At 42.3% G+C, this 13,841-nt stretch carries 11 protein-coding genes; 5 read left to right on the plus strand and 6 right to left on the minus strand.

Annotated elements, in window-relative coordinates; translation table 11 throughout:
* Positions 1-3 precede the first annotated feature (3 nt).
* Positions 4-618 carry a TerD family protein gene (locus ABIC84_RS15055; protein WP_426582377.1) on the plus strand — a complete coding sequence of 205 codons (615 nt, stop codon included), beginning with the start codon at positions 4-6 and terminating at the stop codon, positions 616-618.
* Between the two features lie 87 nt (positions 619-705).
* Complete coding sequence (locus ABIC84_RS15060) at positions 706-1,872, plus strand: toxic anion resistance protein (RefSeq protein ID WP_426582379.1); 1,167 nt, start codon at positions 706-708, stop codon at positions 1,870-1,872.
* A gap of 139 nt (positions 1,873-2,011) precedes the next feature.
* Here ABIC84_RS15060 and ABIC84_RS15065 read toward each other — a convergent pair whose 3' ends face one another.
* Positions 2,012-2,644 carry a DUF2306 domain-containing protein gene (locus tag ABIC84_RS15065; protein WP_429264069.1) on the minus strand — a complete coding sequence of 211 codons (633 nt, stop codon included), beginning with the start codon at positions 2,642-2,644 and terminating at the stop codon, positions 2,012-2,014.
* Positions 2,641-4,545, minus strand: coding sequence for a YARHG domain-containing protein (locus tag ABIC84_RS15070; RefSeq protein ID WP_426582383.1), 1,905 nt, complete (start codon positions 4,543-4,545; stop codon positions 2,641-2,643). Before ABIC84_RS15070 ends, ABIC84_RS15065 begins: the two co-directional genes overlap by 4 nt.
* Before the next feature lie 186 nt (positions 4,546-4,731).
* Between ABIC84_RS15070 and ABIC84_RS15075 the strand changes: the two genes are divergently transcribed.
* The gene (locus ABIC84_RS15075; protein WP_090535023.1) at positions 4,732-5,277 is read left to right on the plus strand and encodes a peroxiredoxin; all 546 of its coding nucleotides are present in this window, start codon (positions 4,732-4,734) and stop codon (positions 5,275-5,277) included.
* A 217-nt stretch (positions 5,278-5,494) separates the two neighbouring features.
* Positions 5,495-6,079, plus strand: coding sequence for a carboxymuconolactone decarboxylase family protein (locus ABIC84_RS15080; protein WP_426582385.1), 585 nt, complete (start codon positions 5,495-5,497; stop codon positions 6,077-6,079).
* Between the two features lie 255 nt (positions 6,080-6,334).
* Here ABIC84_RS15080 and ABIC84_RS15085 read toward each other — a convergent pair whose 3' ends face one another.
* From ABIC84_RS15085 to ABIC84_RS15100, 4 genes are read right to left on the minus strand one after another with little or no spacing between them, the layout of a single operon-like run.
* Positions 6,335-7,879: a DHA2 family efflux MFS transporter permease subunit gene (locus tag ABIC84_RS15085; RefSeq protein ID WP_090535020.1), complete on the minus strand. Its 1,545-nt coding sequence runs from the start codon at positions 7,877-7,879 to the stop codon at positions 6,335-6,337.
* Positions 7,880-7,883: 4 nt separating this feature from the next.
* Complete coding sequence (locus tag ABIC84_RS15090; protein ID WP_091173137.1) at positions 7,884-8,939, minus strand: HlyD family secretion protein; 1,056 nt, start codon at positions 8,937-8,939, stop codon at positions 7,884-7,886.
* A gap of 22 nt (positions 8,940-8,961) precedes the next feature.
* Entirely contained in the window at positions 8,962-10,326 is a 1,365-nt protein-coding gene (locus ABIC84_RS15095) for a TolC family protein (protein ID WP_429264070.1), read from the minus strand.
* Complete coding sequence (locus ABIC84_RS15100) at positions 10,310-10,957, minus strand: TetR/AcrR family transcriptional regulator (RefSeq protein WP_426582390.1); 648 nt, start codon at positions 10,955-10,957, stop codon at positions 10,310-10,312. Before ABIC84_RS15100 ends, ABIC84_RS15095 begins: the two co-directional genes overlap by 17 nt.
* Positions 10,958-11,220: 263 nt before the next feature.
* On the opposite strand from ABIC84_RS15100, the gene ABIC84_RS15105 reads away from it, so the two are divergent.
* Entirely contained in the window at positions 11,221-13,674 is a 2,454-nt protein-coding gene (locus ABIC84_RS15105) for a PIG-L family deacetylase (RefSeq protein ID WP_429264071.1), read from the plus strand.
* The last annotated feature ends 167 nt before the right edge of the window (positions 13,675-13,841 follow it).

Genomic DNA, 13,841 nt, shown 5'->3' on the forward strand with positions numbered 1-13,841 from the left:
ATTATGGCTATCAATCTTCAAAAAGGGCAGCGAATTAGCCTTGAAAAAAGTAATGGCAGCAAATTGCAAAATGTATGCGTTGGGATAAACTGGGGCGCTATTGAAAAGAAGGGCTTATTTGGCTTTGGCACCACCAAAGAAGCTGTTGACCTTGATGCCAGTTGCATTTTATATGATGAAAGCAAACGCCTGGTTGACGTGATCTACTTTGGCAACCTGCGCTCAAAAGACCACTCCGTGAGGCATAGCGGCGATGACCTTACAGGCGATATGGCAGGTAATGACGGGCTGGACAACGAAGTAATCACTGTTGATTTTGCTACGCTGAGCCCAACCATGAGCTATGTAGCCTTTGTATTGAACAGCTTCCGCGGCCAGGATTTTGGTACTATACCGTTTGCCTCTATCCGCATTTATGAAGGTACACCAACCCGCGTTAACGAAATCTTCGCTACTTATGATATTGCGCACAGCAAGGATTTTGCAGGCCATGTATCTATGGTGATGGGCGTGTTTTACAAAAAGAACGGCGAGTGGAAATTTAATGCCATCGGCGAACCAACCCGCGACCGTAAATTGGAAGAAACAGTGAAAACTGTAACCGCAACCTACTTGTAAAAGTTTAATTCATTGATCTTAAGTATTAAGCCGGGTGGCGCTTAAGATCAGCTAATTAAGTACTACTAAATCATTAATAATAAGATTATGGAAAGTGCACCAAACAATGATGAACTAAATCTGAATATACCACCGCTGATCACTCCAACCAATCAGGATCTTCCGGCGGCAGCCGCACCAACCGGCAATGTGCCTATGAAGGTGGATAAACAAGGTAATGTCAACCTTGACGCTATACCAAACCAGGACCTGCAAAAGTACGGTGAAATGGGGAAAGATATCAATCCGGCCGATGTTAACTCCATACTTAACTACGGCGTTGAGGTACAAAACTCAATGGAGAAATACAGCAATAACTTCCTTACTTCGGTACGTACCTATAACTCTGGCGAAGTAGGCGGGCTGATTAACGAGTTACTTACCGAGCTTAATTATATCGACGTTGACGAGCTGAACCAAAACGCGTTCACCTCATTTATATCACATATCCCGTTCATGAAAAAGCTGGTGGTTGATACCAAAAAGCTTTTCCAGAAATACGATACCGTGGTTAATAACATCGATAAGATCACCAATAAGATCAAGGCAGGCCGTGTTAATTCGTTAAAGGATAACAGCTCGCTGCAAACCATGTTTGACAGCAACGTTACCTACATTAAGCAAATGGAAGACCTGATTATAGCCGGCCAGCTTAAGTACAATGAGCTTAACGAAAAACTGGCGGTGATGGACGGTAATCCGACAGGCTACCAGGACTATGAAATTGCCGATCTGCGCGATTTTGTAAACCGTTTGGATAAACGCCTTGCCGACCTGAAGGTAGTTCGCTTTATTATGCTTCAATCGCTGGCACAGATCCGTGTGGTGCAGAACAACAATACTACCATTGCTGAGAAAGCACAGTCTATAGTATCAACCACTATCCCGGTTTGGAAAAATCAACTTACTATAGCTGTGGCCCTCAACCGCCAGAAAGAGAATGTGGAGATGCAGAAAAAGATCTCGGATACCACTAACACAATTTTACAAAAGAATGCCGAAATGCTGAAACAAAACAGCATTGACGTAGCCCGCGAAAATGAAAAAACAGTAGTATCGTTGGATACGCTGAAAAAGACTACCTCATCACTTATTGAAACCCTTACCGAGGTAAAACGGATCCACGATGAAGGCACGGCCAATCGCCGCACATTGAATACTGAGCTTCAAAACCTGGAAACAGAATTGAAGAAAACGGTAACGAGCGTGAGTTAACCATCTTGATTATAAAATTCACGTCATTGCGAGGTACGAAGCAATCACCAATAAGCAGAGCAGCTATGCATACTCGCCCTGTAAAGTCGGGGATTGCTTCGTACCTCGCAATGACGTTTTAGAGAAGATAGCACCATCTTCACCCTACCTCAACCGGCATCTTCCCATACCTGTTTATAAGCTCAGCCAAAATCAAATTAGGCACCCAGCTTAAAAAAGCGATAATGAGGTAATTATTATGAAAGTTTACGCCATTACCTAAAACAGTAAACAGCCAGATATAAAAGCGCAGGGTAACCGCGCCGAAGGCGAGGGCATAGCTGCGGTTCATCATTTTAATGTGATCATCTATGCGGCCGTTTTTAACCAGCAGGAATGCTGCCAAAGTAAAAATCACCCATAGTGTATTCTGAAGCAGGAACGATATAAATACGCCTGTGCCGCGGTTAATAAAAAGCGTCATGACATAGGCCCCCGGTGCAGCAAAAAAAAGCACACCAAACACATACAATTTCCCCAATGCCCTGTGCAGCGCTTTATTATTATATACCTTTTTTGAAAACTGAAAGAATCCGGCCAGCAGGATCACGCTGCTGCCTGTAATATGGCAATAAAAAGCAGGCAGGTACCACCCGGTTTCAACAGCTTTTTGTTTAATGTGTAAAAAGTACGAATCGTGATTAAAATCCCAGTATTGAATAAATGTGCCCGCACAAAGCACAAACACCCAAAAAAAGGAAAAGTATCTTAATATGCGAGCGGTAATGCTCATTTTGCCGCAAGTACATTAGGCTTTATTGCCGGCAATCCTTTTAGCTTCTGATCAATCCACTGAATGTTATATTTATCTATCTCGGTTAGCGAATCCTGAACGCTGAGGTTTTCTGATTTATAATGCCCGTAAAATTGTTGTTCGAACATTTCCGTCCAGCGTTTGTCTTTAAACTTATAATTATAATCGGCATAGATTTCGTTTTTCATATATCGCAGCACTTCTGGCGAAATTGCCCCACTGCTCGTCATTTCATATCGGCCATCGATCATCTTATAACAAACGTAACAGCCATCAATAAAATGATTGTCCATTTTACGGAATTTAGTAAATGCAAAAACCCTTTTGGTGTTCATCGTTTCCTCCACCTTGCCGTTTTGTATCTTTAACAGATGAAATACTGGCAGTTCATTTAGATATGTGCTGTTATATAATTCAATACTTCCAACAGATGTTACTTTAACCTCCAGTAACGAATCGCTCAGCACATTGATGTTAAACTCATTGCAACGGCCGCTGAATTCGCTGCCACCTTCTTCAGTATTAATATCGGTATTGATCCGGTAACCATACAGCTTATTATTCTTGATATCAATAAGCACCATATTGTTGCTGTCATAAAATTCCGCCCGGCCACCTATAAAGTAATCGCGGATGGAGTAATAAGCACTTTGGATCCAATTATCGCTACCTGTTGCTGAACTGTTTACAGGCAAAGCTTTGGCTTTTACAATGTACCGACTGCTTGACTCTTCAAAATAAACATGGTTTCGCAACGGATTTTTAAATTGTTTAATTCCGGAAATTAAATGCAGATCATCAAGATATGACGGCGGTATGTAAATTGCACCATGCTGCTCCCTCGAATTAAACTCGGTAATCCCACCTGCCGGGCTTTGATTTAAAGTGAACGAAGCCGGTTGCTTAAGTTTACCGAAAATATCCTTCACCCTGATGCCTGCTTTTTCAGAAACGGAGTAATCGCTTTTCAGCCAAAAATAATCGTCACCCTTCCTAATAGCAGCAATGTACTCAGCGTCGTTCAGTGGGAATATCTGGTCGTACTCAACAGGTAATACTACTTTGCCGCTAAGGTCATAGAAGCCGCGTTTGTGGCCTTTTTCTACTTCAACAAGGTTAGGAAAAGTGCCGCCTATGGTATATACAAGATCGTATTCGGCCGGAATTATCTCTTTGTAATCAGGACTTACTAAACCCATTTTAAAGGTTTTAGCGGTATCTTTTTCCTGCTGAAATTGTTCTGAAAAATCCCATTTGCCTTTTACCACATAAAAATAGGTTTGACCTTTAATATGGCTAAACCAAATCACACTATCGTATTTGGTTTTTAAACTATTAGCATCGGCGAAAGCCTTTAAAGTAACCGGGCTGTAAATCTCTTTATCACTGTAATTTTTTTGCCAGGCACTGCTTTTATAAGCTATATAATCAGTCATAAAACTGGCAGCATCTACCTGGTAAATTTTGTATTTGTTATTCTCTTCTTTTTGGATAGTGAAAGTTAAACTACTTAGCTTGTTGCTGAGGTGGTCACCACTAAACGTTACCGGCACAACTGCAACCGCAAGTTCGGGGTTTGTAAAGCTGATTGTGCTTTGATCAACATTCAACTCAAGCTTAAACGAAGTTTCAGGATCTTCGGTTTTGTTGAGCAAAGCCGTGATTAGCCGGTTGATAGGTTCACTGCTTTGTTTATCCGGAAAATATGCAAGCAGTGAGTCGCGGTTACCTTTAATTAACTGTTGATTGAAGCTTTTTAAGAACTGTGTTATATCTCCTTGTTTTGGAGATGAAGCGCTCTTTCCTTTTAATAAAAAGTATCCGCCTATAGCTAAAACAACAACCGTTAAGGTAATAATAAGGACAGGTTTAGTTTTCATACAACCAAGGTAACGTATTTTTTGAAATAGTAAAAACGCGCCAAAACCCTTAAAATCGCCCAAATAAAAATCAACTATATTATACAATAATTATATAGTTAAAATCTATATAGCATCAATTATTAGTATTCGGGAGGCGGTTTAAAATTTTTATATTTGCATAAACATTAAAAGAAATATCAAAATATGTTAACGATAGGACAAAAATTCCCCGAATTTTCTAAAACAGCAGTAGTAAGCCTTGAAAAAGGTAAAGAGTTTGAAACCCTTACTTCTGAGTATTTAACCAACGATGATAACGTTTGGACTGTAATGTTCTGGTGGCCAAAAGACTTCACTTTTGTTTGCCCTACTGAAATTGCTGAGTTTAACAAAAACTTTGGCGAATTCCGCGACCGCGAAACCCGTTTGATCGGTGCTTCTACCGACTCTGAATTTGTTCACGCTGCCTGGAGAAGAGATCATGACGATCTGCGCGATTTGAAATTCCCTATGCTTGCTGATACTTCAAAATCATTAGCTGAAGACCTGGGCATTTTAGAGCCAACTGAAAAAATTGCTTACCGTGCTACTTTCATCATCGACCCACAAGGTATCATTCGCTGGGTATCAGTTAACGACCTGAGCGTTGGCCGTAACGTGAAAGAAGTATTACGTGTACTTGACGGTTTACAAACTGACGAACTTTGCCCTTGCAACTGGGAAAAAGGTCAGGAAACTTTAACTGTATAATTTATACAACAGATAAACGTCCCCGTACTGTATTTCGGTGCGGGGATTTTTTACACCCTTTTTAAAGCTAACGAAAGCCTAAATTGAAGTTGTTTTTTATGTAGAGACGCATAATTACGTCTCCGTAGGACAAGCCACTTTGCAAGGTGTTTAACCTCCTTAATTTGCAACTGGGAGACGCATTATGCGTCTCTACAATAAGAAAATCACCCAAAAAATGAACGAAAGCACTGAAGTGATCCAGGAGATACTCGAAAGTATCGGATTAGATAAAAACTATCGCACAGCCAGCCTGAGCCTTTTAGAAACTGGCGAATCACGTTACCTGCGCGACCTGAAGCTGAACTTTACCAGCACACTTACCTCAGCACATCTAACCAACAAAGAATGCGCCCTGCTTGGTTTGGCTACTGCTGTAAACAATAACAACGTACCGCTTACCAACTTCTTTACTACATACGCTAAAGAACAGGAGGCTACTGATGCCGAAATTGGCGAAGCTGTAGGCTGTGCTTCCTTATTGGCATCAAACAATGTGTTTTACCGTTTCAGGCACTTTACCCAAAAGGAAAAGTACACCCAGATCCCGGCACGAATCCGTATGCAACTCATGATGAAACCGGTAACCGGTAAAGAATTTTTTGAACTGGCCAGCTTAGCTGTATCGGCTGTTAACGGTTGCGAAATGTGTGTAAACGCACATGAGGATTCGCTTATAAAATTAGGCACCACCGAGGAGCGTATTTTTGATGCCGTACGTATAGCATCATTAGTTACCGCTACAGGTAAAGTTATATTTTAACAAGCTTAACTTATTTTAACAATGAAAAAGGCATGAAATAATAAAATTTCATGCCTTTTTCATAAATAGTATTTTATTGCCCAATAAAATTTGCGTTTATTAATTAAAATCCAGTAAATTTATACCTTAAGATTAAACAAACCCCGGTCGCAATATTCAAATATGTTGTTTATGCGGGAGGAGTTACTTAAATTTTAATTGTTAATTTTTTTTGGGGAAAGCCGTTCCGGTAATAGTGGAACGGCTTTTATTGTTTTAGTGCGAATCCGCAACAGCTTTCAGCTTTTTGAACGGCTGAAGATAAAGCAACGGTATCGAAAATAACATCACCAATCCCGATATCCAATAAGCATCGTCATACGTTAACAACAATGTTTGCCTGGTAACCATACCTTCGATAGCCTGATATGCCATATGGGTAGCATCAATCATTGATTTGCCTTTGGCCATAAATCCTTGGGTAAGCATGTGTAAACGGTCATTAAACGGATTGTTATACGGATTGATATTTACAAGCAGATTATTGCGGTGCACACCCTGGCGTATATGGATGAGGGTGGTTAATGTAGCAATCCCGAACGAACCGCCCAACTGGCGCATCATATTGTTCAAGCCCGATCCCTGGCCCAGTTCAGGACCTTTCAAATCAGCCATGGCCAACGTAGTAAGCGGCACGAACAATAAAGCCATACCCACACCACGGATTAATAACGGTATTAACACATCCTTTTCGCCGGTAGCCAGTGTCGAATTGCTTAACATATGTGTAAATACATAAAAAAGGAACATGCCCGCAGTAGCCATAAACTGGGCTGGTATGCCCTTATTCAGCATTTTGCCTATAAACGGCATCATTACAATGGTACACAAACCACCGGGAAACAACAGCTCGCCTGTTTGCTGGGCGTTAAAGCCGAGCAGGTTTTGACAAAACACCGGGAACACAAACACCGATCCATACAAACCAAACCCGAGTATAAAGGATGTGAACATGCCCACAGCAAAACTTCGGTGCCGCAGAATGCTGAAGTTTACAATCGGGTGCTCGGTACTCATCTCACGCCAAATGAATAATATGGTACCTAATACAGCCGATATAGTTAAAACCAGGATGTATGGCTTAGCAAACCAGTCTTCACTTTCACCTTTTTCAAGTACGGTTTGTAAGCTGCCTACTGCAATAGCCAGCAAGATAATACCCCACCAGTCAACAGGTTTGCCTTTGGCATCCTTGGGTGTTTCCCGCACGAAGGTGTACGTACAAAACGCCGCCAGCGCCCCCACCGGGATATTTACGTAAAAGATCCAGGGCCATGAGTAGTTTTCAACTATCCAGCCGCCAATGGTTGGGCCTACAGTTGGACCTACTACCGCTCCCAAACCAAATAGCGCGGTTGCAGTACCTATCTGCTCACGGGGCCAGGTTTCAAGTAATATGGCCTGGGCTGTCGAAATCAGACCACCGCCGGCTATACCCTGAATAATCCTGAACAATACCAGCTCATCCATGCTGTGCGCGTTACCACATAAAAAGGATACGATGGTAAACACGATGATAGATGCCATGAAATAATTTTTACGCCCAAAACGGCCGCCCAGCCAACCCGACATGGGCAATATGATCACGTTTGCTACCGCATACCCGGTAACTACCCAGGCCACATCCTCAAGGGTTGCGCCAAGGTTACCTTGTATGTGAGGCAACGCTACGTTAACGATAGTGGTATCTATCAGCTCCAGTAATGAGGCTGTGATCACCGTAATGGTGATGATCCACTTTTTAAAGCCAGTTTCAGCCATAATGTTATTCTTTAATTACAGATACGTTTACGCTCATACCAGGGCGTAATTTTGCAAGCTCTTCTTTAGTGCCGTTGATTTTAATTTTTACAGGCACACGCTGTACAACTTTTACGAAGTTACCGGTAGCATTATCCGGAGGCAACAGGGAGAATTTGGCACCTGTAGCAGGCGAAAAATTGTAAACCTGTCCTTCCAGCTTCATGTCTGGATAAGCGTCAACTTCAATTTCAACTTTTAAACCATTTTTGATATTGGTAAGCTGTGTCTCTTTGTAATTAGCGGTAATGTAAAGGCTGTTATCATTCACTATTGAAAACAAAGTTTGACCAGCCTGTACCAGCTGACCTAACTGTACATTCTTTTTAGAGGCTAAGCCGCTTGCCGGAGATTTCACCAGCGTGTAACTCAATTGCAGCTTTGCATAATCAATATCAACCTGCCTTTGTGATACACCCGTGTGGGTAACAGCCAACTGGCTGCGGGTTGTACCAATTTGCTGAACAGCAGCTTTGTACTGATCCTGCGATGCCCTGTAATTAGCTTTTGCTACATCCAAATCGGCCTTAGCCTGGTCAAATTGCTGCTGGGTTACTGACCCGTCTTTTACCAGGTTGGCGTAACGGTCGTAATCTTTCTGTACTTTTTCTAAATGGGCCAGATTTGATGAAACCTGGGCTTTTGCACTTGCAGAGTTTGCTTCGTTAGCAAAAATTTGCGATTGGTTTACATTAATGCCTGCGCTTGCCCCAACTTGTGCAGCCTGAGCCTGCTCTAATTTTACCTTATAATCGCGGTCATCAATTTTAACCAGTGGCTGACCTACATTAACATGGGTGTTTTCTTCAAAATAAATTGAGTCAACATATCCGCCAACGCGGGCAACTACAGGGCTGATATCACCGTCGATCTGGGCATCATCAGTATCAATGTGTTTGCTAAAGTAGATGTATTCTTTTATACCGAAAATTACGCCGCCAATAAGTACAATGCCTAATATGATGGGGATAACTTTGTTTTTCTTTTTCGGTTGTTCCGGTGTTTCTTGTTCCTTTGCCATTTTATTTAAAGGTTTGGTATTGTTATTTGTTGATTTTTCCTGTTGATTTTAATAGTGTATAGTAAGCGAGACCAGCATCGGCTTTAGCCAATTCTAAATTGATCTGTGCCTGGTAAAGCAAGGTTTCGGCATCGGCCCTATCGGTTGCAGATGCTATATTGCTTTTGTATTTTGATTCGAGAATCTTGTTGTTTTCACCAGCCTGATCAATAGAGGTTTGTAAAAGTTTAACCTTTTCAAGCGCCTGGGTATAGCTTTGGTAGCTTTGGTTAACTTCATTTTTTATTCTGTCGGTAGTGATGCCTTTGTTGATCTCAACCTGCTGCTCCTGGATCTTAGCCTCGGTAACTTTGTTCTTGTTGGTCCAAAGGGAGCTGAAGTTCCATGATACGGTTAATCCTACAGATATAGGGGTGATAAAATTACCGCTTTTAGGTATCGGGTTGGCGCTTACATCAACATAATAAGCAGCAGCCGATGCGCTTACCGTTGGCAGGTTATTAGCTTTAATGCTTTTAGTATTGGTTTCAGCAACGCGACTGCGTAAAGCAAATTGTTTAAACTCAGGGCGGGCGGCCATTGCTGTATCAAGGTAAGCAGTTAACGGAGATACCTGCCTGTCGGCTTCGGTGATCTGGTCGATGTTTAGCTGTGTCCCTTCCGGTAAACCTAACAACACATTAAGATTATAGTTGATGATACGACGGTTAGTTTCCAGGTCGACACCGTTAACCTCGATGTTTGAGCGTTGTAATTGAAAGCGCAGCACATCGTTTTTGGTTACCAAACCCTGTTCAAAAAAACGCTGTGCCTGTTTAATTTGTACATCAACAGTAGCAAGGTTTTGAGCTACCACCTTTTTGCTTTGCAGCACTTTGTAAAGGTTATAGTACGAACTGATGATATCATAAACTACCTCGTCTTTATCATTTTCAACATCAAGGCGGGAAACCTGGGTGAGCAGATCGGTAGATTGGCGGGCATATTTCAATTTATTACCGCCAAATATGGTTTGGTTTAAGCTCAGGATCCCTAAATACGCATCGGCATGTGATGGCAGGTTAATGCTTTCAGAACCCAGGGCCAGCCTGTTGGCCGGGATCTGGGCACGATTGTAGCCATAACTTACTTTACCTGTTGGCAATGCTTCGTCTTTTGCCTGATTATATTGAGAAACAGCTTGCTCAACTTTCGAATTTGATAGTTTTAAAGTTTTGCTGTTTTCAAGGCCGAGTTTAATGGCTTCGTCAAGTGTAATTGTCCTGTCTTGTGCGCTGGCAGCAAAAGGCAGGCTCAAAACTATGAGGGCGATACTACCGCATAAAACGGGCCGTAACACCTGCTTTAATAGCTTAAGGTGGTTGGTTTTGTTATTTTGAGTTGTCATGTTCTTTAACTAAATAAGCTTTTAAAAGTCTTTTCATGTATGTTTTAACACGTGGTTTCAGTTCATTCTCCATAAACTTTTCATCACGAATATCATGTCCCAGTATTAATGATGATAGCTGCGGCATATTAACTATATAATTTTTTGTACCAAAAAGGGTAGCTATTACCAGTGCTATATCGGCATCTGTATGAAACAAGCCGCTGTTTACGCCTTCTTCCATAATCCTTTTTACCTCATATACATTTACCATCAGTATTTCGATGATCTTATCGGTAAGGTCGCCACGTTTATTCATGGACACTTCCCTGTTAATGAGTTTTTGAAAACAGTTGTTGGCTATGATGCGTTCAACGTAATTGTCGACACATTTATCCAGTTTATCCCAGGCATTCATGCTGCCATCGCTGTTAATATTTTGCAGCAGCGTACGGAACGAATTGATCTTGCGTTCAAAAACAGCCAGGAAAAGCCCTTCTTTTGATCCAAAATAGTAATTGAGCATAGCCATGTTTACCCCGGCTTCGCCCGATATGGTACGGGTGGAGGCTCCGTCATAACCCAGGTCCGCGAATACCTTTTCGGCCACGTCGAGGATGTGGTCTTTTTTATCTATTTTATCTTTTTCCATTGTTTTAACGGCACAAAATTAATCAAACGATTGATTAAGCGTATCGAATTGAAGCAGAAAAAGTTAATCAGTTGATTAAGATTACCATCGAATGACAGATTTGTTTGACAATGCTTGAAAAAATTGTAAAAATCAAAAGTGTTTGTTAAAACATTTAATATTTATCATTAAAAACTTTAACAGATTGATGGTCACCGTAATGGTTTTGTTATATTATTGATACAGGAAATACAGAATATCTATCTTTCAATATATTTGTTGCTATGAAGCGTATCCACCTCATTGCAGTATTCCTGTTTGCAACTGTTTTTTCAAAGGCCCAAACCAACCCACCTACCGATCTCGGCACTATTCAGCAAAACCTTAAAAAACTTGATGTGCTTGGCAGTGTATTATATGTGGCTGCCCATCCCGATGATGAAAACACCCGCCTGCTGGCCTACCTGGCGCAGGAAAAACATTATCGCACCGGTTACCTGTCGCTCACCCGAGGCGATGGCGGACAAAACCTGATAGGCAATGAGCAAAGTGAACTGCTTGGTTTGATACGTACGCAGGAATTGCTGGCTGCCCGCCGGGTTGACGGCGCCGAACAGTTTTTTACCCGGGCCAATGATTTCGGTTTTTCAAAAGGGCCGGAAGAAACGCTAAAGATCTGGGATAAGGAAAAAGTATTGGGCGATGTAGTTTGGGTGATCCGCAAATTCAGGCCGGATGTAATCATTTGCCGCTTCCCAACAACCGGCGAGGGGGGCCATGGGCATCATACCTCTTCGGCTATATTAGCGCAGGAAGCTTTTATAGCCGCCGCCGATCCAAACCGTTATCCCGAGCAGTTAAAGCATGTAAAACCATGGCAGGCTAAACGCCTGATGTGGAACACTTTTAGTTTTGGCAATATTAATACTACCTCGGCCGATCAGTTTAAGATCAATGTTGGGGTTTATAATACCATCCTGGGTAAAGGTTATGGTGAAATAGCTGCCGAAAGCCGTAGCAATCACAAAACGCAGGGTTTTGGTTCGGCCAAACAACGCGGCGAATCATACGAATTTTTTAAAACTATTTTGGGCGATGCCCCGCAAAACGACCTCATGGATGGCGTTAATACCACCTGGAAGCGCGTTAAAGATGGCGACGCTATCTCAACGTTAACAGGTGTTATCAGCCGGAATTTTATTAGTGACGCGCCCGAAAAATCGGTACCGGCATTGGTACAATTACTGACGAAAGTGGAGAAAATATCGGATAACTACTGGCGCGAACAAAAAGCCAAAGAGCTGAACAACCTGATTACAGCTTGTGCCGGTCTTTGGTTTGAAGCTTACGCAGCAGAGCCAACATGTGCTTTGGGCGATAAAATGAGCATACGTGCACAGGTGATCAACAGGTTTAACTATCGTGTTAAGATAAACAGCATTGATGCTAACGATAGCGCATCAGCATTGCAAAGCAAGGAGATACCATTTAATCAACTGCAAACTTTTGAAACTACTGCCGCCGCATCTATGTTAACGCAGCCGTACTGGCTTGCAGCCTCGCACCCGATTGGTGTTTACACTTTGCCCGATAATACCTTGGCCGGTAATCCCGAAAACCCCGATCTACCCAAAATTACCTTCCAGTTTATCATTGAGGGGAAGCCTATTAATGTTGAACGCCGCATAATATATAAATACGTTGACCCGGTTAGGGGCGAGGTTTATCAGCCTATTGAAATAACGCCGCCGGTAACCGCTAACATTGAAGATAAGGACTATATTTTCAGCACACAGCAGGCACAAACAGTGTTGGTAAAGCTGAAAAGCTTCACCAAAGCAAGTGGCACCATCAGCCTGAAACCCGCTGCCGGCTGGAAAATAAGCCCCGAAAAAATTGACTTCACCGATAAGGAAAAAAATGAGGAATGGTCGGTAGCATTTACGGTTACCCCAACTGATACTAAAACTAAGACTACCGATCTGGAAGCGGTGGTTAACGCTAACGGCCAACCATTTTCACTTAGCCTTCGCCGTATCAGGTATGATCACGTACCAGCTATTACCCTATTTCCGCCGGCACAAACAAAACTCGTTTACCTCGATCTTAAACATAACGGCCGAAAAATAGGTTACATTGCCGGTGCCGGCGACCAGATGCCTGAAGCTTTGCGCCAGGTAGGCTACGAAGTACACATACTAAGCGAAAATGAGGTAATGAACGGTGATCTTTCAGGTTATGATGCCATTGTAACCGGCGTACGTGCCTACAATGTGAACGAGCGACTTGCTTATCAGCAATCGAAATTAATGGCATATGTAAAGAACGGCGGCAACCTGGTAGTACAATACAATAACAACAACGGCATCGTGGTAAAACAAATAGGCCCGTATCCGTTTACCGTAGTAAACAAGAGGGTTACTGATGAAAATGCCGAGATAACTATCTTAGATCCGCAAAACCCCGTGCTGAATTACCCCAACAAAATAACTAATGACGATTTCAACGGCTGGATCCAGGAACGTGGTTTATACTATGTAAGCAATATCGATCCGCAATATAAACCCATTCTCCAAATGCACGATAAAGGCGAAGAACCACTTAACGGATCACTTATAGTTGGCGATTATGGTAAGGGCAGGTTTATATACACTTCCCTGGCGTTTTTCAGGGAGTTGCCAGCCGGTGTCCCTGGAGCCTACAGGTTGTTCATTAACTTGTTGAGCAAACCAAAATAACCTGATAAACAGCGTGTTTACTTGGCGAAGCCAAAAGGATTCTCTATGAGAGCCCCTGAAGAAACAATAACTTCAGTGCGCCAAACTGGGTAAATCGTACTGAGTGGGATATTACCCTGTAAACCTATAAACAGGGTGACAAATGTGGATGGCTCTGGAGAAAAAGG

Source organism: Mucilaginibacter sp. 3215 (genome assembly GCF_050433785.1).
Lineage (GTDB): Bacteria > Bacteroidota > Bacteroidia > Sphingobacteriales > Sphingobacteriaceae > Mucilaginibacter.

What these genes read in the sequence shown, in the direction of transcription:
- ABIC84_RS15105 (WP_429264071.1), top strand. Translation starts at nt 11,221, where the DNA reads ATGAAGCGTATCCACCTCATTGCAGTATTCCTGTTTGCAACTGTTTTT.
- ABIC84_RS15075 (WP_090535023.1), top strand. Translation starts at nt 4,732, where the DNA reads ATGTTAACGATAGGACAAAAATTCCCCGAATTTTCTAAAACAGCAGTA.
- ABIC84_RS15055 (WP_426582377.1), top strand. Translation starts at nt 4, where the DNA reads ATGGCTATCAATCTTCAAAAAGGGCAGCGAATTAGCCTTGAAAAAAGT.
- ABIC84_RS15085 (WP_090535020.1), bottom strand. Translation starts at nt 7,879, where the DNA reads ATGGCTGAAACTGGCTTTAAAAAGTGGATCATCACCATTACGGTGATC.
- ABIC84_RS15080 (WP_426582385.1), top strand. Translation starts at nt 5,495, where the DNA reads ATGAACGAAAGCACTGAAGTGATCCAGGAGATACTCGAAAGTATCGGA.
- ABIC84_RS15065 (WP_429264069.1), bottom strand. Translation starts at nt 2,644, where the DNA reads ATGAGCATTACCGCTCGCATATTAAGATACTTTTCCTTTTTTTGGGTG.
- ABIC84_RS15095 (WP_429264070.1), bottom strand. Translation starts at nt 10,326, where the DNA reads ATGACAACTCAAAATAACAAAACCAACCACCTTAAGCTATTAAAGCAG.
- ABIC84_RS15090 (WP_091173137.1), bottom strand. Translation starts at nt 8,939, where the DNA reads ATGGCAAAGGAACAAGAAACACCGGAACAACCGAAAAAGAAAAACAAA.
- ABIC84_RS15070 (WP_426582383.1), bottom strand. Translation starts at nt 4,545, where the DNA reads ATGAAAACTAAACCTGTCCTTATTATTACCTTAACGGTTGTTGTTTTA.
- ABIC84_RS15100 (WP_426582390.1), bottom strand. Translation starts at nt 10,957, where the DNA reads ATGGAAAAAGATAAAATAGATAAAAAAGACCACATCCTCGACGTGGCC.
- ABIC84_RS15060 (WP_426582379.1), top strand. Translation starts at nt 706, where the DNA reads ATGGAAAGTGCACCAAACAATGATGAACTAAATCTGAATATACCACCG.